Genomic DNA, 24,221 nt, shown 5'->3' with positions numbered 1-24,221 from the left:
GCTATCGGTAACTTTATTTCGTTGTACAGGCGTGTACGGACGGGCCGAGCGCCCGCGACATCCGCTGCCTTACCCTAAGCATATCCATATTTTCCAATTTCTGGAAGATTGACGTCGGGGATTTCTTCTATATATTGGAAGATACCCGGGGCACAATCGGGTAAGGGGAACCGAAGCATCAGAGGCACAAAGGCTCATCATGGACACCACCCTCAAGCAGACGGAGCAAGTCGTAATGCTCGCAATCATGCGAAAGCAGCCCGACGCGTATGGCGTCTCCATCTACGAGGAACTCGAAAAGCGTCTGAACAAAGCAGTTCCGATGGCGACGATCTACGCGACTCTCGAAACCCTCGAAAAGAAGGGGTTTGTTCAAAGCAAACAAGGTCAGGCAACCGCAGAACGCGGTGGCCGAGCGAAAATGTTCTTCCAGATCACCGGTAAGGGGCAGATGGCCCTGAATGCATCCCTCTCTGCGCTCGACCGGTTGCGCGCAGGGACCAAACTGGCAGGAGCCATGGCGTGACCGAAAAGAGCGGGGACGACGATAAGAATTCCAAGCCTGACGTGGGGAAGTTTACCTATTTGTCAGGCTCGTACGAGATTTCGCACATCATTCAACGTGTGGCGATCAAAGCCGATTTGGATATAGAGTATCGGATTAAGCTCGCTACTGGCGAACGCAAGATACTTAAAGCAAAACTCCGGAAACTTCAGAAGGGGCTGGAGAGCGAGGCGGAGCAAGATTCGTCGGCTCCGCCCAAGCGCTCGACCCCGCCGGCAGCGGCCGCCTTCCTATTAGCATTCATCGCGCCGAAGAACTCGGCGCAAGCTCTGCTCGGCGATCTTGAGGAGATATTCCAGAGGAATGCCATCCGGCTCGGCGAGCCACAAGCACGTCGTATGTACTGGTTTGAGGTCGCGCGTTCATTTGGGCCGTTATTGTGGCAATGGATCAAGCGAATGGGTTTCGTAACGCTGGTGGTCGACTACGTCCGTTCGAAATTCGGCCTTTAGATCCGCAACTCGCTGCAGATCGTCACCGGTCCCTGCGTTGCCATCCACAGCGTTATGGCGACCGACAGGACCAAGTCGTCATGAGCGCCGACTCTGGCTGCATAGGTCGTGCGGCCGGCCTCCGATATCTTCCGCTTGAAGTCTTTCAATTCTTCCTTGAGCGCCGCAGCATCGTTCGCAGCCGCCGCGATGCGCAGTTCTCCGCTGTGCGAATGGGCTTCGAGGTTCGAAATCAGCAAGCCTTTGGGCACGTGCCAGGTCTTGGCGCCGTGCTGCGTCGCCTCTAATCCCGCCGTGATGGTGATCCTGTTCGGGTGCAGGCCGGCAGCATCGAACATGTCGCCGACCGGACGGCCGACGCCCGTTTCGTCAATGACCAGCTTGGGCTTTAGCGCGTCGAGCGGCGGGCGAGCCAACAGGTTGACCACACGCTGGATCTGCTGCGGGTAGGACATGCCGAGCGGCAAGCGCTCCAAATGGCGCACGTCGAAGTGCTCAGTACGATCCTGGCGCCAGTAGCCGGCTTTGATGTTCTCTTTCCACGTGTCGAGCGGGACGACGCGGTGGTTCAAAACGCAGATTGCGGTAGGGTCGGTGCTCTGCCCAAGGTCGACGCCGACGAACCATCGGTCGATTGCGCGCGCCGGGTACTGAGGCCAATCGAAAGATCTACGAGCTAAATCCATAGCGGTCGAACCTCATTGGTGAACATAGCGTCGATGATCGTTGTCGAGAATGCTGCGTCCTCTGTGTCGAGGAATTCGCAGAGGTATTCCTGTCGAAATTTCGTCTCGCCGAGGTTCTTGCGTTCGCGGGCGAGAAACTCCGGCGTGATGCGGGAGCATGATCCGAGTTCAACGCGTATGCGGTGCCAGTCCGGATCGTTTGCGAACCATGTTTCGTAGAATGCGCCTCGTTTGCCGGCGGGCGTCGACAGGTAAACGAGCTGCGCGCGCGGGTGCGTGGCAAGCATGGGGCGAATGGCGGTGATCAGTTCATCCGAGCAGCGCGAAGCTTCGTCGATGATCGCGAGGCGAACGCGAGCCAGGCCGCGGAGCGTGTCGCCGTCATTGTCACCCGGAAGCGCGAGGATGCGGCTCCCATTCTCGAATTCGATACGGCGCGCGGCATCCCCGACAAGTCCTGGCGCGTCCGGCAGTCGACCATAGGTCTTACGCGATCGCCGGACAAACTCGTCTGAAAGCCGCTGTGCTGGCGAGGCGATCAGAATTAGGCTGTCCGGCTCGGTGGTGGCGACGGAGAGCGACTTGATCGTCGCGGCCTCCGTCTTCCCATGCTGCCGCGGGATGAGCATGGCCGTCTGCGGCGCGTCAGATCGAACGAAATCGGCCTGCCAGTCGTCCAGCTCGATATCCGCGTCGACAGCGAGCAAGGCCGGATCCAGTGCGCGCGCTATGTCGCGTGCCATCAGCATGGCGGTGGCACCGGGCAGGGCGGTACGGCGGGCTTGGTCTCGATGACCAGGGGCGGCTTGCCGGCGCGCTGGGTGATCTCGGCGGCCGCATCAGTCTCCAGCCGGTGCAGGACCGCCCCCACGGCGCGCGCCGCCTCAGGGAAGGGGCGCAGCGCGCTTACGAGAGCGTGGCGCATGGCCAGGTAATCCGCGCTGATCAGGAGCGACGTCGAGCGGACGTCGTGACGCTGCACGATCATCCCCAGCAGCTTGCCAACGAGCGCCAGGTTGGCGGTAATGGCGCCTTCCGCGCTGATCGCCGCTTTGATGTCGCCGAAATCGATCGCAGTAGCCACGTGCTGTTGCAGGCGCGCGCGCTGGTGCACGAGCTGAGACAGCAAACCTTCCTGTTCGCTCGCTTGCAACGCGTCTAGATCGATCTCAGTGGGCTTCTGTGCGGTCAGGATCGCCGCGCGCATGGCGGGGCTGACGTGGTTGGCGGCGTGCCGGCCGACGGCATCAGCGCTGACGTTGAACCGGCGGGCGAGGGCGTTGTGCGCAATGCCGTGCGCGAGTCCAATCTCGATCTGGTGCCGGTGCTTGGAATTGCAAACGCTACACTTGGGGCCGGTCTTGCCCATTACTCAACTCACTTGCGATTTGGCCACGCGAGTTCGCGTTTCGATACCCCGTTGTTTACCCCATCGTACCAAAGAATTCGTGAATCAGCAAAAGTGCTGCGAGTATAGTAACGATACGTAACGGAGCACTAGTCAGTAGAACTAGAGCGCATCGAATTAAGCGAGCGATGCGGCGCGGACGAGTGGCGATGAGCGTGCGGATTTATGCAGCGCTGCGATGCGCCATTGAAACGCGCCCTGCCGCTCGTTGGTTGGAGGGTAATCGAAACTGCTCTCGGAGATCCCCCATGAGCGATAAGGATATGCTCGTCCTGTCCGGATTGGCCGGATTGGCCTGGTGGACATACATCTTTCTGCCTCTGGTCTATTTCCATGCCTGAGGGTTGATAGGTGGAATCGGTGGAGTCGGTGATCCGCTATTGCACTCCTTTTCCCAAACCAAACCACTCTGCTTTAGTAGCTCTTGTTCAATTACGTGTAGACAGGAGGGGAGGGCGAAAAGGATGAAGCTATAAACGATAATAGCGGATCACCGACTCCACCGATTCCACCTATCGGTTTGGCAGTGGCGGCATTGGTAAACCTGCCGAGGATAGCCGTTCGGCCGCTGCAATTTGATCCCGTGGCGACAGTTCACGCTTGGCATAAACCGGTGCACGCTTTCCATTCACGACCCAATAGCCGTCTCCGGCAGAAGGGTTGCGCACCGGCACATAGCCGCATTCCTCGAACCGGTGAGGGATCTTGCGACGGTTGCGGCGGTCTTGCAGCCACTCGCCGAAGTTAGGGGCAGCCCGCGTCAAGACGCTTGCCAGGGTCGCCGCGTCGGGCTTGCCGAGCGCATCCAAAGCGTCGGCCATCTCGGCATCTTCCGGAGCCCGGGAACTGTCCACCATCTCCCAAAAGGCTTGCGTCTTGGGCGGCGGTGCTTTCGGATCGAAGCCATTGAGGTCGAGCTTCGCGAGATGATGTGCCACGATCTCAGATCCTCCGCGCGCAAACCATCCGTAGAGCTTGTTCCAGTAATCCGGATGGAAGTCGTCCTTGCTCCGAGCGGACCAAGCCACGAAATGCCGGCGATCGTCAGCGGGCAGGTGCATGGAGTCTTTGTTGTTGGTCGTGACGATCACACCGCACACATTCAATACAGCATGCTCCCGCAGGTGCTTCTCGTCGACCCGGAGAACGTCCGGCGGCGCCGCGGTCAACGTTTTCATGTGCTCGTAAAAGCCATAGCGATCCACGTCCCCGAGGTCGCGAGCTTCGCTGATGCGCAGGATGACGGACTTAACGAAGCCGTTGAAGCGACCTAGCATCTGCACGGGTGATACTTCGGTGAAATTCCAAGGCCCGATTGCCTGCTTGACCGGTTCGAGCATCGTATCCTTGCCGATACCCTGCGGACCGCCGAGCACCAGGGCGTGATTGATCTTTTGGTCGGGTCGCTGCACCCGCTGTGCGAGCCAATGGATGATGTGGTCTGCCTCGCTTTCGAAGATGTAGCGGACGTGTTCGATCCATGGCGCTGCGTCGCCCATCGCCGGCTTGATCACGGGCGCACGATACAGATTGAATACGCTACAACCTAGCCGATCGATCCAACCACCGTCGGCGATCAGCTTGTCGGCGATGACCATTGGCCGACCAGGCGCCCAGGTCATCTGCTCGACGGCGCGGTGCGTGGCGAGCCAGGTAGATGCTTGGATCGGTTTCTCCCGCATGGGGACGGCGACTGGCCCAATCTTCGAATTAACGGACGTCGCTGGCCACATCTCGCGTGTCGGGGTGAAGATAAAGGCGCCGGCCGGCAGGCACGCATAGAAATCTTCGAGCGCTACCGCTTGCTGCGCGGTGAGATTGGGGTGATCGGGGAGGGGCATTGGCAACGGGACAGGGCAAGGCGTCACGGGTCGCGCGTCGTGACGAGCCATCAAGATTTCATTCTCGACGCGCAGTCGATCGCGAAACGAGAGTTCCGCAAGGTCGGCTTCGGTCAGCGTCAGGGGTCCCTTGGCAAGCAACGCAGCCACCGCGCCCGGGTTGGTGATGCCAGCCGCTATTTCCAATCGATCAAACTCGGCAGAGTCGAGTTCGTTGAATAGGCGGTGCAGATTTTTGATTGCCTCTTCCTCTTCAGGATAGATCTCGTCCGGCGTGAGCGCGAATAGGCCGCCTTCGTTCGCCTCATCGTGATACAGCGACGCCAGCGCGCGAAGCACCAGGACATCTTCGCCGTCGATGTACGGCCGATCTGCCGCGGTCCACAGTGACGGAAGGCGTTCTGGATCGTCCCATTCCTCAAAAACCGGAAGCAGCCATTCTTCAGCGAGTTTGTAGTCGCCACCGAGCAAGCGTCGGACATCCCAGACAAAATGATGAATGGGGAAAATGGGAGAATTCTTCTGGGCGTGAAACAGCCAAAGATTCACAATCTCGCGTGGGATCGCGACCGCCAGAGCATCCTGTACAGTGGGGGGCATGGCATAGGCGCTGCCGTTGCTGAATTGAAAAAGGCGTTCGTTCGCTTGCGCCCATTCCTCAACGTTAGTGACTCTCATAGCTTGCGGACTCCATTTGTTTGGAGCCCCGAGCCAAGTTCTGATTGCAAAAATCGCGGAATGTGATAGGTAAAGGCCGCCAAGCAATTTACCGAACCATCCCGCGGCCCTGCGATCAATCCTGATCCGGGGCCGTTTCGCTATTCAACAGTCATCGGCTCCATCGCCTTCGCGAGTTCTTCAAGAGCGAACAGATCCAGCTCTGCGATCTGGTTGAGACAAGGCCCGCCAAAATCGCCATGCTCGTTGCGAAAAACTAGCACCGACATCGGGTCGCCAAGCCGTTGCAGATTGATAAAGATCCGGCCCCCATGGTCGTAAAATCTGATAACGGCATGAGGATATGACTCCCCCTTCCAAGCGGCATAGGTACCGCTGCGCATGTCCGCGACTAGCGCTTCAATCGCGTCGCCGAAGGTGCTTGCGTGCGCGACTGAGAGGTCTCTAATCGCTTCATTGTTGATGTGAGGAGCGTAGTCGGTCACACGAACTGCCGCACGGGCGGTTCGGACCACGTCCAACGGATGAGGTGCTGTGCGACCGGTTGACGGTGTCGCGCATAGGGCAATGAGAAGGTTGGCAACTTCGCTGGCCGTCGGCTCAACTGAACCCATTCCGCGCTTTCCGCGGCGAAAGATCTTCTCGTCCTCGCGCAAGCGCTGAACGTACGTCGTTATCGTTGGGACCGGAATCCCTAAGAGCCGGTTCTGAATCTCGACGTATCTGGTGGTTGACGCCATGCCGACCAGATTATATGAATATCATATAATGTCAAGGCCTCGGCCTATTCGCGGTCCTTAGCCCGCGGCGCCTTCAATCCGATCTCGATTAATTGCCGGATCGCGTCCGAAACATTGGGGATTGGCTTCTGCTTCGCGCGCCATTTGTCGATCGCCTCCAACATGCTCTCGGTGAGGCCGACTAGCTTCTTGATCCGCGCCAACTCGTCGATGTGGAAACCTGTGTTTGAGTTTTGTCCCGATATGCGGCCAGACACCGCATCAACGCATAAAGTCGTAACGGAGCCCGCTAAAGGTCAGGCCGAGCGGACCCAACCCTCAAGGCGACGGCCTGCAAGCGGCATAGTGCGCGGCGGCGGCGCTAGCAGACTTTCAGAATTCGCGGTTCATCGCCGGATGGGTCCGGTTCTTCACCTTGACCCATTCCTTGGTACGGCCGACGATGTAACGCCGATCGCGGCGCTTGGAGACGATGCCCTCGAGGCGGAGGTCGCAGGCGGCGCGAAACAGCTCCGGCCCGATCGCACCGCTCTCGAACGGCGCGATGAACATGCCGTCGGGCCGGCCACGCAAAAGCCGCGCGAGGTTGGTCTTGCGCATCTCCAGCGGCAGCTGGCGCAGATCCTCGCCGCCGAGCGCGAGGAGATCGAAGGCATAGAGCTGCACCTCGTCGTCGTGCCGGCGCGAGTGCAGCGCATCGAAGTCGGAGACGCCGTCGACGCCGAGCACCACGGCCTCGCCGTCGATGACGAATTGCTGCTCGCGGTTGCGCAGCGCCGCCTGCACGATCCAGGGGAAGCGGTCGGTCCAGTTGTGCCCATTCCTGGTGATCAGGCGCACGGTGCGGCCGTTGCGCTCGACGCGCAGGCGATAGCCGTCATACTTGATTTCGTGGAACCAGTCGGGGCCATCGGGGACGGCCTTGGCCGCGGTCGGCAGGCAAAACTCGAATGTGCTGGGCATGAAAACGAGATAGTCACGCGGCTGCGAATATGCGAATCTTGCGTTCGATTTGAGCGTCGGGATTTCGTCAGTGAGGGACCGATGACAATTGCATTGCCATACGTTGGAATTGCGGTCTGCTGCTCGCTCACGGTCTGGTTGGTGAGCCTGGTGCTTTAGGACCGGAGCGGAAGCGCTAGCTGCACGCCGCCGATCGAGCGGCCAAGTCGGCTCTCGACAAAATCCTTCGAGGCGTCCGAGCTCCCATGACCTTCGGCGCAAATCTACTGGCTGGAGTCCTGCCGCCGTTCCCGGATCTCGATAGCTTTCCGATAATACTCGGCCACCTTAAGCAGGCCCTCCCGCTCAAGGTCAAAGGAAGCGATGGCGGCGTGTTCTCTGCAAGCCCTTTCGAGCCTGCGGAATTCCTTTAATTCCCGCTTCAACGACAGCTCCCCCGGCCAGAGGCGACACGTCTAGGATTAAAGTGACAATGTAACCAATTGCCGAAAATTCCCGCAACAACAAACATCAACCACTGCGCGAAATTTCGAACCGCCAGTTCCGGTATGGGAACAGAGCTAGTTCTGTGCACCCTGGACTGCCGAAAAAAGGCCCCAGCTTCACCAAAAGGATAAGTAGCTGGGGCACAAGTCACCTTCTGACCCAAGATCACGAACCTGGGGCTATCAGCGGTCAAGCTTTCGAATGAAGTCATCATAGTTGTCGCTCAACTGCATCGCCAAACGAGCAGCGGCCCCACCAACGCTGGCATGACGTGGCGAGGCCGCCTGCGCTCCGGATCACCAGGGCTGGATATTGCCCGGAGGTTTGCCAATCTTACCACCGCCACCAAGAATAACGATCGCCCGAAAGGGGCACTCATTAGGAGTGCAAAAAAGCCCCAGCTCACGCAGGGGCGCATTTGAGCCGGGGCCGACTTAGGGTCACCCTTTGGGGAAGGGTATCGGAACAACTTGGAAATCGCTCGAACGTTCCTGTCCTTTTCAAAGGAGCGTGTTTTCCGGGATAACCTGGCACAAACTGCATAACCGGCCTGACTTAACTCAGGTTAAGATAGGGCATGGGCAGAGAACTACTAGTGCGTGTGCTTGTCGTTGGCGCTGGTGTTTTCACGGTGGCCGCAGCAACGGCGCTAATCTTTAGTCTTTGATTTATCTCAAGCAGCGCACGCGAGCCGCCCCGCATCTTCCCATCCTGTGGGAGGCGACAATGACAATGCGGCCTTGGATGTTGCATGCGCTGGCGTGGGGTGCAGCCGCCCTGGGCTTGGCAGCCATCATCTCCATGAGCATGTAGGCGTCGGCTTCCGCATCTTCATCCGTCCGAACGGACATCGTTCCAGGCCAGAACGATGTTCGCTATTGCGTAGAGTGACCTTCCACGGTCGGCATCTCAGTCGACCTGACGCCAGGTATCTGAATTGTTGCCCCGAGAACGCTACGGTAGGACGTGATGCCGGTGAAAAGTCCTCTTACCGAGACAACGTCTCCCTCCAAAATCCTTCCCCTTTCGGATGGGCCACGCCTATATTCTACGTACACAGTGTCGCTGAAGCCCCGATAATCCTCCGAGGGAGTGACGTTGACCCGAAGCATACCGCCACTGCCGTTATCGATAACCTGGATGACCTTGCCTTTCAGAATGAGCGAGGCCCCTGTGAATTCCTCCGGTCTCCGCGAGATGTCATCATAACTCACGTCGTTCACCCGGATAACGTTGCTGGGCCAAGACCTCAGGTAAAAAACTCGTTCCGACGGGGTAGCGGATGGCTCCGGGTCTGCTTGGGGAGGTGCCGGTGGTGGCGGCGGGTGAGACTTAGAGTACGGACGAAAGAGTCCATTCTCGTCGTAGTAGCCCCGCTGAGCATAACTGTCGGTTGCGCAGCCGAAAACGATCAGCACGAACGCATTCGCGAAAGCGATTAGCCCGCTCCTCATGGCCCCTCCAACCGTGCGACTTTATCGCATTAGCTGCGACCAGCAACCGGGACTTAAGCTGCATGCTGGCGCCTTTGACCCGCCCCGACTCAGGCGTGCCTCCTTCCGCAGCGCAATTCTGCGCTTTGTGGAGGCGAGCATGGCGGCGACCTGTACAGGCGATGTCAGGCTGGCAAGGAGCGCGATTGGTCTGCCACCGACGCCTACGGCATAGCCGGCAGTGCAAATCAAGGCTCCTTCTGAGCGTGCTCGGCCTCGACAGCGCTGAGCAGGGCGGCAAGGCTGGGATATTCCACGCCGTTGCGAGCGTAGCGGTTGACGCGCTCGACATAGCGGGCCGATCCGTCGGGCTTGCCGCGCCAGCTGAACAGCAACACGGCGCTGTTGTGCTCGCGCAGGACGTGGCCGGCGCCACGACCGAAATACTTGCTCATGGCGTGGGGCTTCATGGCCGCGCCTCCAGTTTCGCCAGCTCCGACCCGTCCATTCCCGGATAAGCATCCGGAACGGAGACGTTCCTATTGTAGGCGAGGAGAGATTCGGCGAGGGTGACCAGCTTCACACTTCTTGGTTTTCAGGCGGACCGGCCAGCATGCCAGGCCGCCCCGGCGTCGGGTGAAGAAGGCCGGCGAGGATCTGCTGGCGCGGCGTCTTATTTGAGCAGATCTTGGCCGGGCTTCAGCAGTCTCACATAGGTGCCGCTTTCATGCAGCTCGAGCCAGCCGCGCTCGATCGCAAACCTGAGGCCGGCGCCGAATTCGGCGCCTGTTGCCTTGCAGCCGTTCTTCGAAAGGAATGGCGCGTTGATCTTCTCAATGTGAATGCGACCGTCCTGGACCGCTTCGATGCTCGCGGCGAGATCCAACAGCTTGCGTGCCGCGGCTTCAGGGTTGGAGTAGGGCCGTTCGTTAGTTAGGTTCATCGATTACCCATAGCCAATGGCGGCTTGCCGCTCTTGAAATCCGGTCTGACATCGGCGCCGCGTCTGCCGCAAACTCGGCATATGAACCGCGACTCAATATCCGATAGCCGTACATCATCAGCCCATCGATCGGCGCTCAATGCAACGCTGTGGCCGCAACGATAATCGGCGCAGAAGACGATGACGCTGCGGACGCCCATCTCGCGCATTTCGCCGAACGTGATCTTGAGCGGGCGACCATCGGCGTGAGTATGCTTGTGGCGGGCGGTGGATCGAGACATGCCGCGATCAAAGCGGCAACCTAAGTACATCGCAAATTGTCGATTCCTCGTAGCTCAAGGCGACAGGGAACTACTATGTCTCGTGGGTGTGGAAAAGAGGCCGCCAAAACACACGGCCTGATTTCCTGAATGCAAGCTTCTCTTCGTTATCGGCCAAGCCGTCGTAAGAGGCCCCGATCCTCTTGTTGCCGTCAACCCGACTTCGCTCCGATCTCTTCGGCTTGGCGATACCGCCGCAATGAGCAGCGTGGTCATGCGCGGGGTCAGTCTGGCGTGAACGCTGAAATTTGCGCGTTTGACGCTGCCAGGATCTGATCCTGCCAATCCTGCGCCTGGTCCGGCGCGAATTGGCCATGGCTCAACATCCGAACGGTATCGTTGAGGGCGGCGTGGTCGAGCGGAAAGCCCTGCACGGTAGCGGCGCTGACGTTCGTATTGCGAAGTGTCCGGTCCAGCGCCGCCAACGCAATGTATGCCGATTTCAACGACGCGAGCGCCGTAGCGTACGTCGCTCCGGCCGTAGCACGGGAGGATTGGAGTTGAGACAATGTAGCCATATCAGTTCGCCTCTTCGATGAGCTTGGAAAATTCGTGGGATTGCCAGCCGCCAGTGCGCGCAGCCTCGTTCGCAACGGTGCTGCTGACGGCGTCGAGCAGCGCGATTGCCTCCTGTTGCTGAGCGATAAGTTGCATATCTCCGGCGTGAAACTGGCTTCGGTAATTGTCGAGAAGCTTGCCGCGCTGATCTTCGCTAATGCCGGACAGCATGGCCGGACCCGACAACAGCGCTGAATACACCTCGACGGGATGGTCGAGCTTTGCCAGGAACTGCACTTGCTGCGGGACCGTCATTCCGCGGAACATCGCGCGAATGTCACTGCGGATCACAGCCAGATCCAGATCGCCTTTGTCACCGGGTGCGGGGACCAAACGCTTGGTCCAAGTGGCCAGATCATCGCGGCATTGCTTGGCCTGCGATCGCGCCTTCCGGAGATAGGCGCACGTACCGTCATGGATGTGAGTACGGACGAACGCACGCTGGCCTTCGGCCGTGCGGGTTCGATCTGCGGCCGCATTCTTCGCGACCGTTCGACACGCATCCAGCGCATCCGCCAGGTCACGGGCCGTCCTGACGACGGCTCGCTCCCGCTCGACCGCCTCGTGATGTGCGCCCCGCTGTTCGATCAATCTGTGCAGTTCGTTCATATTTGATGGTCCTTGATTGGCTGTCACGCGGCGATGGGCTGACGACGCGCGGCGACACTGCGTTCCCACGCGGCTAATTCACCGAGGCGCCAGAAACGGCGCTTGGCGATGTAGAGCGGGCGAGGGAAGGCGGGATCGTCTTTTAGACGGCGCTCGACCCACATATGACTCACGCCGCCGTAGCGGGCGCGGACCTGTGATGTGGGGATGAGTGCGTTAGGATCGTCGGCGGACATCGTGACCTCATGTGTTGATCACAGAGTCTCACGCTGCGCCTCATTCGGCCATCAATCGGGACAAAAGTGCACTTTCGTGTTGAAAGGACCTTCTTCCGCGTTAGCTATTAATTAAGAATTGGTCACATCGCGCCGAATCGTCTTCACGGTGACTCCAAGCTTCGCTGCGGTTCGCTTGTAGGCTTCGGCGTCTGAAAAACAGCGTTTGCGTTCGGCTTCAAAGACCGCGCGCCGTTCGTTGGTCCTTTCGCGCTTGCGACGCCGCCAACGACCGCGTTCGTCTCCCTCTCTTTCCGGTCGGCGCGCAATTTCTCCGAGGTGCCGGATCTCGGCGAGACGTTCGCCGAGTTGGCATGCGGCCCATGCTGCAGCGGAAGCGTCCCCGGCCATCAGCGCGTCGCGGATTTCGTCACAGCGTTTATCCGCCCAATCTGCTAAATCGTCGTCATCGAGCGTCGGAACAATAGACTCGACTTCGATCAGCAATTCGACGATCGGGGCGGTGCTCATGCCTGCTCCCTCTGGAACGGGAAAACATTGCTAGCGGTCCGGCCATTCACCAGATCGTCGACATATCGCGCCCAAGCGGTGAAGGCTTGAGTCTTTTCACGCAGGTATTTATGACGAGCATAGACCCTGGCGACGCCGCGGATAGAGCCCGAGGAATGGTTGACGCACGCTTCTGCGATCTCGATGGAGAACCCAAGCGCTTGCAGGCCAGAATAGAAGGTCCGGCGCAAGTCGTGCAGCGTCCACTTCTCCCACTTGTATTCGGGATCCGCTTTGCGCAACTCGGCACGCATCGCTTCATCGAACCGCTTCTTAGCCTTCGACAATCCGCTGATGGGCGTTTCGCCCGTCGTGGTGAACAGCCATCCCTTGCCCTTGATGGTGGGAAGCGACTTCAACAACGCCACGGCCTGCGGGCTGAGCGGCACTAAGTGCTCGCGCCCATTCTTCGTTCGCTCTTTCGGGATTGTCCACAGAGGCTCATTCCAGCGGCTGCCATCGTCGAGAACTATTGAGGTGCCGTTCAAGTCAAGTTCGGTTCGCGGCAGTTCGCGCAGTTCATCGCGTCGCTGCCCGAGCAGGATCAAGGATTGCACGAGACGGCCAAAAGGGTAGCCCTCGCGATCGGCGACTTTCCAAGCTGCCACCAGTTCAGCAGCGGTTAGCTTGCGCTCACGCTCGGTTTCGTGCGCGAAGGCGTCGAGGGATGCGACCGGAGAGGATTCCCGCATATCGCGATCGACGCACCAGTCGAAAAACGTCTTCAACGTGGTCAAGGTGCGATTCGCCGTTACTCCGCGCCCAGCGTCGACCAGGCCGTCGAGCAGCACAATTGCATCATGCTTGGTAATGGATGCGAGGGGGCGACCTGACCATTTGCCGAGCACACCTTTCCCGCTCTTTTTCCATTCGCCCGGTTTCTCCGGATCTGGTTTCAGGCCGAAATAGTGGGCAGTGAGCAGGCGGGTCGATTCGCGCAAACCTTGGCGCTTGCGGCCCTTGTACCGCTTCAGGAACTCGATCACAGCCGCATCGATGGTGTTGTCGCGGACAGCCTCCCGCTTGGCCTCAGCCTTCTCCTGCCGGCGCACAAACGTAGGGTCGATGCCCCTCTGCACGTCTAGCATCGCGGCGGCAGCCAAGGCGCGGGCTTGGGTCGGATTGAGGGGATGACCGAGCTGTGGCTCGGCTTTCGATGGCGCCAGGGAAACGGTGCCGAGTGTCAGTTTTTTGGGCTTTCCTTTGTCCTCCGGCGAGCGAAAGCGGAACACCCACGACATATTGCCCTTGGGATGGACTGCTATTCCAAGGCCACGTGCGCCCGGATCCGGCATCTCCCACCGCACCGCGCGCGGTTTAAGTTGTTCGATCGCCTGGTTGGATAGCGCCCTAGTCTTGCCCATGCCGTTACCCCAAGGTGCTGTGGGGTAACGTTTCTAGCCTGTTAGTGGCCGTTACCCCATGTTCGTAACATGCCACAAAAAACCGGAAATATCTAGTTCAATAAAGTGTTTACACCCTGTCCGATCGTTCAGTCTCGTTACGCTTTGTTACGGTATCGCCATCGTCTGGGAGACTAGGGGTCGGAGGTTCAAATCCTCTCGCTCCGACCATTTAATCCCATTGATCTTGCTGTCTTTTTCGTGCTCCCCGGCGCCTGCCGGGGAGGACGATTTAGCGAACGAAAAGCGGCAAAACGCCCGAAATCGTAACATGGACCACCGGAGAATCTACCGGAGCGTTACTGTTCCTTCGGTGACCGTTCTCCCGCGACTCTCGCCGCTTGCAAGAAGCCATCCACATCCAAGGGGCCGCACCCGCACGCAGTACGACAATTCTGACAAACGAAAGCCCCGCTGGCGGCAACCAGCGGGGCTTTCTGAATTTCAACATCAACACGATGGGGGCAACCACCGTGATCGACGACGACAATATACATCCTGCTCGGACTCCACACAAGAGTCGTCACCTTCCAGCTCGCGCGAAAGCCACGATCGCCGCAGAGCGAAGTCTACCACGCATGCACTGGCAATGGCGTCGTAGGACTCGGGAGATCTTTGCCTTACTAGACTTGCGATCGGTCATAGTCCTGCCGGACAACGACTCGGGTTTGCAGGCCGCCAAGCTGAAGGGGGCGCGAAAGCGCCACTTCTTCGCAACACGTTAGCGTTTCTATACTGCGATGTATCCGATCAACGAGATGGCGCTTTGGGATCAAGCCAACTGACTCTCAAACAGCAGGTCCCAGGTTCGAGCCCTGGTGCGCCCACCATTTCAAGGCCTTAGTCGGCAAAACCGTTTGAGCAGTGGATTTTTCAAACGGTCTTTTTTGAACCAATGGCCAACAGCGCCCGATAAAGAGGGGCGTCGCGCGACACCTCGGCAGTTCGTTGTGTAGTGAGGCCTGACTGGCTGTCGGCGAATAGCAAGCCACGCGCGCGGCGGCTTGTCCAATGATGGGCTGGACCGAAAATTCAAGTTTTCAATCGATTTGCTGGCGGGGTGTGCACGACGTGTGCACCGGGAGATCAAGAAAAATCCTGCGTCGGCCAATCTGGGCAGGCCCCGGAAGTGGGGCCGCATCCGAACTGCGAACGTACGAGCAAGCTTCAAGGACGTGGGACTAGGCGGTGCGGGCGCAAGACGGATCCGCGCATCCGCTGCGTTGAGATGGCGGAAAGTTAAACGAAGGCGCAACGTAGCGCGGCGCGGCAGTTGGGTTGCCGTTCGGGCCAGCCTCTGTCGTAAGATATCGGTTCCGCTCAAGCCCTAAAGCGTCGGCTCGAACTGGCAGTGCACGAGCATCTCGGAGACCGAGGCGTTGTTCGGCAGCATGAGTGCAGTTTCCACCAGGCGGGCGATGTCGCCGGGCTGGCTCATCTCGTGGCGCGGAATCTCGTCGTCGTTCAGCGTCATGTCGGTGGCAACATAGCCCGGGCAGATCACCGTCGCCCGAATGCCGGCCGCACGTCCTTCCCGGCGAATGCCGTGGGTGAGTGCGACCACGGCGAACTTGGTCATGGCGTAGCCGACATTGCTTCCAACGCGCTTGCCGGCGAGGGATCCCAGATTGACGACCCGGCCATGACCGCAGACGGCCAAATGAGGGAGGGTGGCTCTGACGAGGCGCAGGGGACCCTTGACGTTCACGCGCCACATTTCATCCAGCTCGTTCTCGCCCTCGTCGGAGACACGGACCTTCGGATTGATGCCGGCCGCATTGACGATGGCGTCGACGCCGCCCCACCGCGCGACCGTTGCGTTGACCCAGGCGATCGGGCTCTTGGCGTCTTCGGCATCATAGCGGTGGGTCATGAGCCTCTCGCTCTCGGCGAGACGGCTCGGATCGCGAAGCCCCGCCGATACGCGGAAGCCCGAGGCCAGCAGCCGGTCGACGACGGCGCGTCCGATGCCGCGCGAAGCCCCGGAGACCATGACGATCCGATTGCCGACTTCCAACATCCCTAGTCCGTCTCCCATGGCTGAGCGAAGCGCATCGCGAAATCTAAGGGGATGCGCGCGGCGACGAGTAAGAGAAATTCACTCTGCCTGCATCGGGTGTGCTTATGGCTCGCGCGCCCGGCGAGTTTCGGCGGGATATTGGATGTCCTTATGAGGGCAGAACGAATCCGCTGTATGCGCGTGCCAATCTCCGCACGTAACTTTCCGCCGCTCTGGCTGACTGCAAGAGAGCCTTGCGGATGGGATTTTCGGACTACCGAACGGCGTTGGTGACGGGCGCGTCCTCAGGTATTGGGGCTGCGACGGTTCGGCGCCTCCGCGCCGAGGGGCTCGAGGTTCATGCGTTGGCGCGCGACGTTCGCCGGCTGGCCAGCCTGTCGGCCGAGACGGGATGTCACGCTTGTGCGGTCGATGTGAACGATCGCGACGCCTTGGAGCGCCTTGCGAGCTCGGCCGAATTCGATGTTCTCGTCAACAATGCCGGCCAGTCGCGGCGCGGCGATATCCTGGATACAGCGCCCGACGATGTCGACACGCTGGTCGACGTCAATCTGCGGGCGGTCCTGCACCTGACGCGGCTGATCGCACCAGGCATGGCGCGACGCAACCGCGGCCACGTGGTCAATGTCTCGTCGATCGCCGGCCACTATGCCTTCGGCGAGAACGCCACGACATTCAATTCATCCGTGGCCTATCACGCGACGAAGGCCGGCGTTCATTCGTTGTCGCAGCAATTGCGCGTCGATCTCTACGGCACCTGCGTTCGCGTTACCGAAGTCTCGCCCGGGCGCGTGGCGACGAGCATCTTCCAGAACCAGAACGCCGCCGACAATCCGGATGCCCGCTTCGTCGGCGGCTTCGAGACGCTCCAGTCCGGAGACGTCGCGGATGCCATTGCGTTCGCGGTGGGATCGCCGGCGCGGATGAATGTCGCGATGATCGAGGTCGTACCCACGTTCCAGGTCGTCGGCGAACTGCGATTTGCGAGCCGATCCGAGGCTGCGCGCTTGAAAGACATGAGAAGTGGAGCTGACAATGCCTGAACTCGCAAACCGCCTCAAGACCGTGAAGGTGTCGGCCTCGGCGGCGATGACGGACAAGGCGCGCGAGTTGCGGGATGCGGGCGTCAAGATCGTGGGCCTGTCGTCCGGCGAGCCCGATTTTCCGACGCCGCCGCATGCGATCGAGGCCGCACATCGGGCTGCCCTCGCAGGCGATACCAAGTATCCGGCGCAGCCGGGGACTGTTGCGCTGCGGACCGCGGTCCAGCGCAAGTTCAAGCGCGAGAACAATCTCGACTACGCCCTCGACGAGATCCTGATCGCCAATGGCGGCAAGCAGATCATCTTCAACGCGCTGTTCGCGACCTGCAATCCCGGCGACGAGGTCGTCATTCCGGCGCCGGGCTGGATCACCTATGCGGACATCGTTCTTCTGGCGGAGGCGACGCCCATCGCGGTGCCTTGCCCGGAGAACAACCAGTTCAAGCTTCGTCCGGCGGACCTGGATGCGGCGATCACGTCCCGGACGAAGTGGCTGATCCTGAATTTTCCCAACAATCCGACGGGCGCTGCCTGTACGCGCGAGGAGATGCGCGCGATCGCCGACGTCATGCTGAAGCACCCCGACGTCTGGATTCTCACCGACGACATCTATGAACATCTCACCTATGACGGTTTCGAGTTCTGCACCATCGCGGAGGTCGAGCCGAAGCTGAAGGATCGCGTCGTGACCGTGAACGGCGCGTCCAAGGCCTACGCCATGACCGGGTGGCGGGTCGGCTATTGTGGCGGTCCCAAGGACCTGATTGCGGCGATGAACAATGTCCACGGTCAGGCGACCGGCGGAATCTGCACGGTGAGCCAGGCAGCGGCCGTCGCGGTGCTGGATGGACCGCAGGACTACCTGAAGGAGCGCGCCGACATCTATCGCGATCGGCGCGATCTGGTGGTCAAGCTCCTCAATCAGATTCCGGGCATCACCTGCCACAAGCCCCAAGGGGCCTTCTACGTGTTTCCGAACATCGCCGGCTGCATCGGCAAGATCACGAAGGGCGGTCGGCGGCTGGAAACCGATGCCGACTTCATCTCGGCTCTGCTGGAAGAACAGCACGTCGCAGCCGTACCGGGCGGCGCCTACGGCATGAGCCCGTACTTCCGGATCTCCTACGCGACCGATACCGAATCGCTGAAGGAAGGCTGTCGGCGTATCGCGAGCTTCTGCGAAAGCCTGCGCTGACCGGACGTCGATATGTCAGGAGGCTTGGCCCTCGGCGGAGAACGAAAGATGCAGCCAGCGGCATTCGTCGACCAAGATCGGAGCAGGATGCCGAACCAATTGTCATAATCCTTCCTGATGCCCCTAAACGAAGATGTTCTTGGTCCTGTAGGATGTCGACGCATAAGCTTTGTGCAAAGAGGGGTGTTGCCTTGGTATCGAGCAGTCGAGGACGGCCAGCGATGACCACCAGCGACGATGCGGTGGCAGTCTTAGCTGTTCAAACTCCACCGGCAACCCGGCGGGCATCGCGGTGGCGCTTGGCTCTGCCGGTCGGGCTCTTGGCCATCCCGATGCTGGCGTTCTTGACGTACTTCTTCTTCTATCCGGCGCTCGGGCTGCTGCTCTCGAGCATCCAGACCCAGGACAGCCGCGGCATCATCGGCCGTCCGTTCACGCTGGCGCACTACGCCCGTCTGGTCAACGTCGAGCTCTACGCGCGCGTGCTCTGGACCACGCTGCGGATCAGCATCGTCACCTCGGTGCTTGCGACAGTGCTCGCCTATCCGGTCGCCCTGGTGATGGTCAAAAGCCGTCCGATGGTCACGCGCATCATTACCCTGATCGTCATCGCGCCCCTGATCGTCAGCGTCGTCGTTCGCGGATACGGCTGGCAATTGGTGCTTCAGAACGGTCCGAAAGGAATGCTGAACTGGATCCTGATGTCGCTGCACATCGTCGACGCGCCGATATCGGTCCTCTACACCGAGGCCGCCGTCGTCATCGGATCGCTGCACGTGTTCTTCCCGATGATGGTTCTGCCGCTGGCCTCGGCGCTCGGCAAGATCGATCCCAACCTCGAAGATGCAGCCCGGATGCTAGGCGCGCCATGGTGGAAGGTGTTCCTTCGGGTGACGCTGCCGCTGAGCATGCCCGGCTTCGTCGCGGGCTTTACCCTGGTCTTTTCGCTCACCGCCGGCTCCTTCGTCATTCCGGCGATCCTGGGCGGTGCCTCGGCGGTGATGCTCGGCAATCTGATCGAGCAGCAGATCTTCGTCGTCTACGACTGGCCGTTCGGCGCCGCGATCGCCGTCGTTCTCGTCGGCCTCGTCCTTGCGGTGAACGGCGTCTCGATGTGGCTTCTGGAAGGCCGGCGGCTCAGGAGGCCCGAGTGATGGACGAGCGGTTTTCCGGCTTCGGCGCCTTCATCCTCTACAGCATCACGGCCGGCATGATGCTGTTCATCCTGGCGCCGCTGCTTCTCGTCATGGCGGTGTCGGTCTCCGATTCCTATTTCGTGACGTTCCCGCCGCAGGGCTTCACGTTGAAATGGTACGCCAAAGTTCTGCAGGACCGCGACTTCCTCGAGGCGATGCGGCTGAGCATCCTGCTCGCGCTCGGCACCACGGCGGGCTCGCTCCTGCTCGGCGTGCCTGCGGCCTTCGCGCTGGTGCGCGGCCATTTCTTCGGTCTGGCGGCGATCAAGGGATTCCTGCTGTCGCCGCTGATTTTTCCGGCGCTGGTCACGGGCCTGGCGCTGCTTCAGGTGCTGACCAAGCTCGGTTCGCAGGATGCGCGGCTCAACCTCCTGATCGGGCACGTGGTCGTGACGTCGCCTTATGTCATCCGAACCGTCGTCACCAGCCTTCAGCTCGTGGATGAGAACCTGGAGGATGCCGCGCGCACCCTCGGCGCAAACCGGCTGACGACCTTCTGGCGCGTGACGCTGCCGCAGATCGCCTCGGGCGTCGCCGCCGGCGGCCTGTTCGCCTTCATGGTGTCCTTCGACAATTACCCGGTCACGATGTGGCTGGCGAACTCGGAGTACTCGCCCGTGCCGCTCGTCCTGATGCGGCAACTGGTCAACGTCTTTGACCCTTCCGTGCCGGCGATGTCGACGATCATCATCCTGATGGCGATGGTCGGCGTGCTGCTGCTGGAGAAACTGGTCGGCCTTCGCCGCGCGCTGGCTGCCTGATGTGCATTGGTTAGATGGAGATTGGACCCATGAAGCTGACACGTAGGACTCTCATTAAGGCCGGTGCATCCGCGGTTGCTTTCCCGACGATCATCAGCCGGTCGTGGGCGCAGGACGCCAAGCAACTGCACGTCGGCGTCTACAACTCCGCGCTGGGCAAGCTGATCCAGAAGGAGGTCATTCCGAAGTTCGAGGCCGAGTTCAAGTGCCGCGTCTTCACGATCGAAGGCGCGACGCTCTCCAACATCGCCGCTCTGCGCGCGACCCGCGACACGCCGCGCTTCAGCATGATGATGATGGACGATGTCGGCATCCCCCAAGCCAAGCAGGAAGGGCTGATCGACAAGCTCGATGCCGGGAAAATTCCCAACCTCGAGAAGGTCTATAAGCGCTATCTGTTCGAGGATGGCTACGGCGTCGGCTTCTCGATCTCGAGCGCGGCCATGTTCATCAATCCGCAGGTGACGAAGCCGCTCGAGAGCTATGAGCAGATCTTCGATGCGAAATATCGCAAGCAGATCCTGCTGAACACGCCCAAGAACACCCAGAGCGTGCTGATGCTCATCGTGGCGACGGCGCTCACGACAGGCAAGCCGCTGCAGGAAGCGCAGTACCTGGTCGACAGCGGCTGGGACAAGCTCGCGGCTCTCAAGCCCAATGTCCTGACGATCTACGACAGCGAGGCGCAGGTGCTCCAGGTGGCCCAGGGCCAGGCGACCATCGGCGGCATCGAATATTCGAAGGCGATCTATCCGCACACGGCGAAGGGCATGCCGATCGACATGACCTTCCCCAAGGAGGGCGCCTTCACCGGCATCAACAGCATGACGCTGGTCAAGAATGCACCCGAGCCGGAGCTCGCCTGTGCCCTGATCAACCGCATTCTGGAGCCTTCGGTCGCCAAGATGCTGTCCGAGCAGACACTCAGCGCGCCCTCGGTCGGCGGCATCGACTTCAAGCCGGAGACGGCCAAGTTCCTGGCCTATCCCGACACCAAGGCAACCGATCTCGGACTGTTCACGCCGGACTGGAAGTTCATCGTTCCGCGCCGCGGTCCGTGGCTGGAGCGCTATAATCAGGTGTTCACGAGCTAGGACAGGCTGTCATGAGGTCTTCCGAAGTCAGGCTTGACCGCCTCAGCAAGGAATATAACCGCACCGTTGCGGTCGACGACGTCTCGCTCACGATCGAGCCCGGCCATATGGTGGCGCTGCTCGGTCCGAGCGGATGCGGCAAGACGACCTGCCTGCGCATGATCGCGGGGCTGATCCGCCCGACATCCGGCGACGTCTTCGTGAACGACAAGAGGATGACCGATGTTCCCGTGCATCGGCGCAATGTCGGGATGCTGTTCCAGAACTACGCGCTGTTTCCTCATCTGACCGTCGAGGAGAACATCGCCTTCGGCCTCGAGATGCGCGGGATATCCAAGGCCGATGCCGCAAGGAAGGTGGGCGAGGCGCTCAGCCTCGTGCAGCTCTCCAGCTTCGGCAAGCGCTATCCGGCGCAGCTCTCCGGCGGCCAGCAGCAGCGCGTCGCATTGGGGCGCGCCCTGGTGATCGAGCCGGCCATGCTGCTGCTCGACGAGCCGCTCGGGGCGCTCGACAAGGGGCTTCGCGAGAGCATGCAGGTCGAGCTGCGCGCGCTTCAGCGCAGGCTCGGCCTGACCACCGTCATGGTGACCCACGACCAGGACGAGGCCCTGACGATGGCCGACAAGATCGTGGTCATGCGCGACGGCAAGCTCGAGCAGGTCGGTTCGGCGACGGAAATCTACCAGCGTCCGGCCTCGAAATTCGTCGCGCAGTTCATCGGCGCGTCAAATCTGTTTCAGGGGCCCGTCGAGCAGCGCAACGGAAGCGGAGCGGTCATTCGTGTCTCGCCCGAATTGAGCCTTCAGGTCGATCAGATCCCGTCGTCGGCCAGCGACGTGATGGTTTCGATCAGGCCCGAGGCGATCGTGGTCGAGCGCGCTGGCCAAAGCCCGGCGTCGCAACGCGCCAACAGCGTGACGGCGCGCGTCGACCAGGCCATCTATCGCGGGTTCGTCAGTCACTACTATCTCAAGACGCCGAGTGGCGGCCAGATCATCGTGTTCGAGCAGAACCAGTCGCAGCAGGCCGGGCTCCGATACGCGGTGGGCGAAGAGGTCGTGGCTCGCTGGGAGTCGCCCAGCAATCACGTCATTGCGCGTCACTGACATCGGAGGCGAGTGCGACGTCCGGCCGGCAATCGACATCCCTTATACCCGCAGACGAACATCGTCTTGGATCGGCTTGTGCCGCTTGGCTAGATCTAAAGCATGATCCGGAAAAGTGCGAAGCGGTTTTCCGAAAAGATCATGCGTAACAACAACCTGGAGCGCGATGACGATTCATCCAAATCTCATCGCGCTTCAGGGGCGGCGGCGCCACGGGCGTTCGACCAGCGAGGCCCTTTTGTCGATTAATCAGCCCAACGCGCCTTTTGTCGGCACGATCGAGAAAAGCCCGAAGATCAGCCTGATCGGCACGCTTGCGATGCTGGTCGAGGCACCGGGTGATTTCGACCTGGTGCAGCAGGGCCGCATCTGGGCCCTTGCGGATGCGGTTTCCGCCTGGCCCAATGTCCAGGAGGCCGTCATTGGCGTCACCAATGTGATGCTCGTATTCGAGCAGCCGCCGGCGGATATCGGCATGCTCAGCGCCTCGATCGTCGAGCTGTGGCATCGTGTGCCCGGCCGCAAGGCCGACGGCAAGCTCATCGAGATTCCCGTGGTCTATGGCGGTGAGATCGGCTTCGATCTGCCGGCGGTTGCGAAGCGCGCCGGATTGTCCGAGCGCGACGTCATCAGGATTCACAGCGAAGGCGAATACACCGTCTGTGCCGTCGCGAGCTCGCCGGGGTTCGGCTATCTCCACGGCCTCGATCCGCGCATCACCACGCCGCGCAAATCCGTGCCCTCGCTCAACATGCGCGCAGGCTCGGTGACCATCGGCGGAATGCAGACAGGTGTTGCGGTGCTGACAAGTCCGAATGGATGGAATGCCATCGGCTGGGCCTCGATCGCCATGTTCGATCCGAAATCCGAGCAGCCCTCGCTCATGCTTCCGGGCGACCGTGTCAAATTCAGGATCGATCGGATCGAGCTATGATCGAGATCCTGACCAGCCCCGCCTTCAACACAATCCAGGACCTGGGCCGCCACGGCGCGCGCCGTTTCGGCGTGAGCACCTCGGGCGCCATGGATCCCGTCGCGCTCGCCGCCGGCAATGCGCTGCTCGGCAACGACGACAATTCGGCCGGCATCGAGATTCAGACCTTTCCGTTCCGCCTGCGCTTTTCGACCGAGACCGCCTTTGCGCTCACCGGCGCCGATCACGACGCGACGCTGGCGGGATCAACCGTCCGGCCATGGTGGTGCACGCGGGCGAAGGCGGGCGACGTTCTCGCGATCACCGCGCCGCGGCGTGGTGCGCGGGTCTACACGACGTTCGGCGGCGGTATCGACGTTCCGCGCGTGCTGGGTTCGCGCAGCACGCATGTACGCGGCGGCTTCGGCGGGCTCGAGGGCCGTACCTTGCGGGCGGGCGACGTCGTGCCGATCGGGAGTTCGTCGCACAGCGGCGAGGGCCGCTTCGACTTCGGCGTCGTGCCGCCGGATGTCGCGATCGAAGGTGCCGCTCCAGCGGATGACCGCGTGCTGCGGATACGCGTCATGCGGGCAGGCGAGTACGACCTGTTTTCCGAGGCGATGCAGGCGACGTTCTGGTCGACGCGATGGAAGATCAGCGCTCAGAGCGATCGAGGCGGCTACCGCCTCGCCGGCGGCAAGCTGACATTGGACGCGCCGGTCGAGATGCGCTCACACGGTGTGGTGGCCGGCGTCGTGCAGGTGCCGCCGGCCGGCGAGCCGATCATCCAGATGAGCGATGCCAATACGGCCGGTGGCTATCCGAAGATGGCGGCCGTGATCCAGGCCGACCTCTGGCGCCTCGGCCAGGCGGCACCGGGATCGGTCATCGCCTTCAGTGAGGTGAGCTATCAGGACGCGGTCGCGGCCATGGCTCCCGTCAGCGACTATCTTGCGAAGCTGCGCGCGACCGCGGATCTCTATCGAGCGCTTTGAGTGGACGTCAACAATAACAAGAGCAGGG

27 protein-coding genes are annotated in these 24,221 nt (G+C 60.9%); 11 read left to right on the top strand and 16 right to left on the bottom strand.

Annotated features, from left to right (window positions below; translation table 11 throughout):
- Nucleotides 1–199: 199 nt before the first annotated feature.
- Together XH79_RS24765 and XH79_RS24760 are read left to right on the top strand one after the other, a co-directional pair.
- Nucleotides 200–526, top strand: coding sequence for a PadR family transcriptional regulator (locus tag XH79_RS24765; protein ID WP_271583274.1), 327 nt, complete (start codon nucleotides 200–202; stop codon nucleotides 524–526).
- Nucleotides 523–1,017 (top strand): permease prefix domain 2-containing transporter, encoded by a 495-nt coding sequence (locus tag XH79_RS24760; protein WP_271583273.1) that lies wholly within the window; start codon nucleotides 523–525, stop codon nucleotides 1,015–1,017. The genes XH79_RS24765 and XH79_RS24760 overlap by 4 nt, the downstream gene beginning before the upstream one ends.
- Here XH79_RS24760 and XH79_RS24755 read toward each other — a convergent pair.
- The 7 genes from XH79_RS24755 to XH79_RS24725 form a co-directional block, all read right to left on the bottom strand.
- Complete coding sequence (locus tag XH79_RS24755) at nucleotides 1,014–1,589, bottom strand: hypothetical protein (RefSeq protein ID WP_271583272.1); 576 nt, start codon at nucleotides 1,587–1,589, stop codon at nucleotides 1,014–1,016. The genes XH79_RS24760 and XH79_RS24755 overlap by 4 nt on opposite strands.
- Nucleotides 1,590–1,693: 104 nt before the next feature.
- Entirely contained in the window at nucleotides 1,694–2,452 is a 759-nt protein-coding gene (locus XH79_RS24750; protein ID WP_271583271.1) for a phage terminase large subunit, read from the bottom strand.
- Nucleotides 2,446–3,072, bottom strand: coding sequence for a hypothetical protein (locus tag XH79_RS24745; protein WP_271583270.1), 627 nt, complete (start codon nucleotides 3,070–3,072; stop codon nucleotides 2,446–2,448). The genes XH79_RS24750 and XH79_RS24745 overlap by 7 nt, the downstream gene beginning before the upstream one ends.
- A 551-nt stretch (nucleotides 3,073–3,623) precedes the next feature.
- Nucleotides 3,624–5,630 (bottom strand): primase-helicase family protein, encoded by a 2,007-nt coding sequence (locus XH79_RS24740; RefSeq protein WP_271583269.1) that lies wholly within the window; start codon nucleotides 5,628–5,630, stop codon nucleotides 3,624–3,626.
- A 140-nt stretch (nucleotides 5,631–5,770) separates the two neighbouring features.
- A complete protein-coding gene (locus tag XH79_RS24735; RefSeq protein WP_271583268.1) occupies nucleotides 5,771–6,244 on the bottom strand; it encodes a hypothetical protein in 474 nt (157 codons plus the stop codon).
- 170 nt (nucleotides 6,245–6,414) lie between these two features.
- Complete coding sequence (locus XH79_RS24730) at nucleotides 6,415–6,627, bottom strand: hypothetical protein (RefSeq protein WP_271583267.1); 213 nt, start codon at nucleotides 6,625–6,627, stop codon at nucleotides 6,415–6,417.
- A gap of 115 nt (nucleotides 6,628–6,742) precedes the next feature.
- Nucleotides 6,743–7,333, bottom strand: a complete 591-nt coding sequence (locus tag XH79_RS24725; protein ID WP_271583266.1) for an ATP-dependent DNA ligase — start codon at nucleotides 7,331–7,333, stop codon at nucleotides 6,743–6,745.
- A gap of 245 nt (nucleotides 7,334–7,578) precedes the next feature.
- On the opposite strand from XH79_RS24725, the gene XH79_RS24720 reads away from it, so the two are divergent.
- Nucleotides 7,579–7,746 carry a hypothetical protein gene (locus XH79_RS24720; protein ID WP_271583265.1) on the top strand — a complete coding sequence of 56 codons (168 nt, stop codon included), beginning with the start codon at nucleotides 7,579–7,581 and terminating at the stop codon, nucleotides 7,744–7,746.
- Nucleotides 7,747–9,500: 1,754 nt separating this feature from the next.
- On the opposite strand, the gene XH79_RS24715 is transcribed toward XH79_RS24720, so the two are convergent.
- The 9 genes from XH79_RS24715 to XH79_RS24675 all read right to left on the bottom strand — a co-directional run bounded on the left by XH79_RS24715 (nucleotide 9,501) and on the right by XH79_RS24675 (nucleotide 15,890).
- Nucleotides 9,501–9,722: a hypothetical protein gene (locus tag XH79_RS24715; RefSeq protein WP_271583264.1), complete on the bottom strand. Its 222-nt coding sequence runs from the start codon at nucleotides 9,720–9,722 to the stop codon at nucleotides 9,501–9,503.
- A gap of 203 nt (nucleotides 9,723–9,925) precedes the next feature.
- Nucleotides 9,926–10,195, bottom strand: coding sequence for a hypothetical protein (locus tag XH79_RS24710; RefSeq protein WP_271583263.1), 270 nt, complete (start codon nucleotides 10,193–10,195; stop codon nucleotides 9,926–9,928).
- Nucleotides 10,192–10,476 (bottom strand): hypothetical protein, encoded by a 285-nt coding sequence (locus XH79_RS24705; protein ID WP_271583262.1) that lies wholly within the window; start codon nucleotides 10,474–10,476, stop codon nucleotides 10,192–10,194. The genes XH79_RS24710 and XH79_RS24705 overlap by 4 nt, the downstream gene beginning before the upstream one ends.
- Before the next feature lie 263 nt (nucleotides 10,477–10,739).
- The gene (locus XH79_RS24700) at nucleotides 10,740–10,961 is read right to left on the bottom strand and encodes a hypothetical protein (RefSeq protein WP_271583261.1); all 222 of its coding nucleotides are present in this window, start codon (nucleotides 10,959–10,961) and stop codon (nucleotides 10,740–10,742) included.
- A 73-nt stretch (nucleotides 10,962–11,034) separates the two neighbouring features.
- Complete coding sequence (locus tag XH79_RS24695; protein WP_271583260.1) at nucleotides 11,035–11,682, bottom strand: hypothetical protein; 648 nt, start codon at nucleotides 11,680–11,682, stop codon at nucleotides 11,035–11,037.
- A 23-nt stretch (nucleotides 11,683–11,705) separates the two neighbouring features.
- Entirely contained in the window at nucleotides 11,706–11,918 is a 213-nt protein-coding gene (locus XH79_RS24690; protein WP_271583259.1) for a hypothetical protein, read from the bottom strand.
- Nucleotides 11,919–12,029: 111 nt separating this feature from the next.
- Nucleotides 12,030–12,428, bottom strand: a complete 399-nt coding sequence (locus XH79_RS24685) for a hypothetical protein (protein WP_271583258.1) — start codon at nucleotides 12,426–12,428, stop codon at nucleotides 12,030–12,032.
- Nucleotides 12,425–13,831 carry a tyrosine-type recombinase/integrase gene (locus tag XH79_RS24680; RefSeq protein WP_271583257.1) on the bottom strand — a complete coding sequence of 469 codons (1,407 nt, stop codon included), beginning with the start codon at nucleotides 13,829–13,831 and terminating at the stop codon, nucleotides 12,425–12,427. The genes XH79_RS24685 and XH79_RS24680 overlap by 4 nt, the downstream gene beginning before the upstream one ends.
- A gap of 1,366 nt (nucleotides 13,832–15,197) precedes the next feature.
- Nucleotides 15,198–15,890 (bottom strand): SDR family NAD(P)-dependent oxidoreductase, encoded by a 693-nt coding sequence (locus XH79_RS24675; RefSeq protein WP_212337751.1) that lies wholly within the window; start codon nucleotides 15,888–15,890, stop codon nucleotides 15,198–15,200.
- A gap of 239 nt (nucleotides 15,891–16,129) precedes the next feature.
- Between XH79_RS24675 and XH79_RS24670 the strand changes: the two genes are divergently transcribed.
- The 8 genes from XH79_RS24670 (at nucleotide 16,130) to XH79_RS24635 (ending at nucleotide 24,193) form a co-directional block, all read left to right on the top strand.
- Nucleotides 16,130–16,933, top strand: a complete 804-nt coding sequence (locus tag XH79_RS24670) for an SDR family oxidoreductase (RefSeq protein ID WP_271583256.1) — start codon at nucleotides 16,130–16,132, stop codon at nucleotides 16,931–16,933.
- The gene (locus XH79_RS24665; RefSeq protein WP_271583255.1) at nucleotides 16,926–18,128 is read left to right on the top strand and encodes a pyridoxal phosphate-dependent aminotransferase; all 1,203 of its coding nucleotides are present in this window, start codon (nucleotides 16,926–16,928) and stop codon (nucleotides 18,126–18,128) included. Before XH79_RS24670 ends, XH79_RS24665 begins: the two co-directional genes overlap by 8 nt.
- A 332-nt stretch (nucleotides 18,129–18,460) precedes the next feature.
- The gene (locus tag XH79_RS24660; RefSeq protein WP_271583254.1) at nucleotides 18,461–19,282 is read left to right on the top strand and encodes an ABC transporter permease; all 822 of its coding nucleotides are present in this window, start codon (nucleotides 18,461–18,463) and stop codon (nucleotides 19,280–19,282) included.
- A complete protein-coding gene (locus XH79_RS24655; RefSeq protein ID WP_212337755.1) occupies nucleotides 19,282–20,085 on the top strand; it encodes an ABC transporter permease in 804 nt (267 codons plus the stop codon). The genes XH79_RS24660 and XH79_RS24655 overlap by 1 nt, the downstream gene beginning before the upstream one ends.
- A 29-nt stretch (nucleotides 20,086–20,114) precedes the next feature.
- Nucleotides 20,115–21,179, top strand: coding sequence for an extracellular solute-binding protein (locus XH79_RS24650; protein ID WP_245003409.1), 1,065 nt, complete (start codon nucleotides 20,115–20,117; stop codon nucleotides 21,177–21,179).
- An 11-nt stretch (nucleotides 21,180–21,190) separates the two neighbouring features.
- Complete coding sequence (locus XH79_RS24645) at nucleotides 21,191–22,285, top strand: ABC transporter ATP-binding protein (RefSeq protein ID WP_212337757.1); 1,095 nt, start codon at nucleotides 21,191–21,193, stop codon at nucleotides 22,283–22,285.
- 166 nt (nucleotides 22,286–22,451) lie between these two features.
- The gene (gene pxpB / locus XH79_RS24640) at nucleotides 22,452–23,219 is read left to right on the top strand and encodes a 5-oxoprolinase subunit PxpB (RefSeq protein WP_271583253.1); all 768 of its coding nucleotides are present in this window, start codon (nucleotides 22,452–22,454) and stop codon (nucleotides 23,217–23,219) included.
- On the top strand, nucleotides 23,216–24,193 hold the full coding sequence (locus XH79_RS24635; protein WP_271583252.1) for a biotin-dependent carboxyltransferase family protein: 978 nt from the start codon (nucleotides 23,216–23,218) through the stop codon (nucleotides 24,191–24,193). Before pxpB ends, XH79_RS24635 begins: the two co-directional genes overlap by 4 nt.
- Nucleotides 24,194–24,221 lie beyond the last annotated feature (28 nt).

This window comes from Bradyrhizobium sp. CCBAU 45389, from assembly GCF_028128625.1.
GTDB classification, from domain to species: domain Bacteria; phylum Pseudomonadota; class Alphaproteobacteria; order Rhizobiales; family Xanthobacteraceae; genus Bradyrhizobium; species Bradyrhizobium liaoningense_B.
The sequence above is the reverse complement of the archived record's forward strand: the minus strand, read 5'-3'. Positions and strand labels throughout refer to the sequence as shown.

What these genes read in the sequence shown, in the direction of transcription:
- XH79_RS24690 (WP_271583259.1), bottom strand. Translation starts at nt 11,918, where the DNA reads ATGTCCGCCGACGATCCTAACGCACTCATCCCCACATCACAGGTCCGC.
- XH79_RS24720 (WP_271583265.1), top strand. Translation starts at nt 7,579, where the DNA reads ATGACCTTCGGCGCAAATCTACTGGCTGGAGTCCTGCCGCCGTTCCCG.
- XH79_RS24695 (WP_271583260.1), bottom strand. Translation starts at nt 11,682, where the DNA reads ATGAACGAACTGCACAGATTGATCGAACAGCGGGGCGCACATCACGAG.
- XH79_RS24680 (WP_271583257.1), bottom strand. Translation starts at nt 13,831, where the DNA reads ATGGGCAAGACTAGGGCGCTATCCAACCAGGCGATCGAACAACTTAAA.
- XH79_RS24725 (WP_271583266.1), bottom strand. Translation starts at nt 7,333, where the DNA reads ATGCCCAGCACATTCGAGTTTTGCCTGCCGACCGCGGCCAAGGCCGTC.
- XH79_RS24670 (WP_271583256.1), top strand. Translation starts at nt 16,130, where the DNA reads ATGGGATTTTCGGACTACCGAACGGCGTTGGTGACGGGCGCGTCCTCA.
- XH79_RS24675 (WP_212337751.1), bottom strand. Translation starts at nt 15,890, where the DNA reads ATGTTGGAAGTCGGCAATCGGATCGTCATGGTCTCCGGGGCTTCGCGC.
- XH79_RS24660 (WP_271583254.1), top strand. Translation starts at nt 18,461, where the DNA reads ATGCTGGCGTTCTTGACGTACTTCTTCTTCTATCCGGCGCTCGGGCTG.
- XH79_RS24645 (WP_212337757.1), top strand. Translation starts at nt 21,191, where the DNA reads ATGAGGTCTTCCGAAGTCAGGCTTGACCGCCTCAGCAAGGAATATAAC.
- XH79_RS24655 (WP_212337755.1), top strand. Translation starts at nt 19,282, where the DNA reads ATGGACGAGCGGTTTTCCGGCTTCGGCGCCTTCATCCTCTACAGCATC.
- XH79_RS24705 (WP_271583262.1), bottom strand. Translation starts at nt 10,476, where the DNA reads ATGTCTCGATCCACCGCCCGCCACAAGCATACTCACGCCGATGGTCGC.
- XH79_RS24765 (WP_271583274.1), top strand. Translation starts at nt 200, where the DNA reads ATGGACACCACCCTCAAGCAGACGGAGCAAGTCGTAATGCTCGCAATC.
- XH79_RS24735 (WP_271583268.1), bottom strand. Translation starts at nt 6,244, where the DNA reads ATGGGTTCAGTTGAGCCGACGGCCAGCGAAGTTGCCAACCTTCTCATT.
- XH79_RS24750 (WP_271583271.1), bottom strand. Translation starts at nt 2,452, where the DNA reads ATGCTGATGGCACGCGACATAGCGCGCGCACTGGATCCGGCCTTGCTC.
- XH79_RS24665 (WP_271583255.1), top strand. Translation starts at nt 16,926, where the DNA reads ATGCCTGAACTCGCAAACCGCCTCAAGACCGTGAAGGTGTCGGCCTCG.
- pxpB (WP_271583253.1), top strand. Translation starts at nt 22,452, where the DNA reads ATGACGATTCATCCAAATCTCATCGCGCTTCAGGGGCGGCGGCGCCAC.
- XH79_RS24685 (WP_271583258.1), bottom strand. Translation starts at nt 12,428, where the DNA reads ATGAGCACCGCCCCGATCGTCGAATTGCTGATCGAAGTCGAGTCTATT.
- XH79_RS24745 (WP_271583270.1), bottom strand. Translation starts at nt 3,072, where the DNA reads ATGGGCAAGACCGGCCCCAAGTGTAGCGTTTGCAATTCCAAGCACCGG.
- XH79_RS24650 (WP_245003409.1), top strand. Translation starts at nt 20,115, where the DNA reads ATGAAGCTGACACGTAGGACTCTCATTAAGGCCGGTGCATCCGCGGTT.
- XH79_RS24710 (WP_271583263.1), bottom strand. Translation starts at nt 10,195, where the DNA reads ATGAACCTAACTAACGAACGGCCCTACTCCAACCCTGAAGCCGCGGCA.
- XH79_RS24715 (WP_271583264.1), bottom strand. Translation starts at nt 9,722, where the DNA reads ATGAAGCCCCACGCCATGAGCAAGTATTTCGGTCGTGGCGCCGGCCAC.
- XH79_RS24635 (WP_271583252.1), top strand. Translation starts at nt 23,216, where the DNA reads ATGATCGAGATCCTGACCAGCCCCGCCTTCAACACAATCCAGGACCTG.
- XH79_RS24740 (WP_271583269.1), bottom strand. Translation starts at nt 5,630, where the DNA reads ATGAGAGTCACTAACGTTGAGGAATGGGCGCAAGCGAACGAACGCCTT.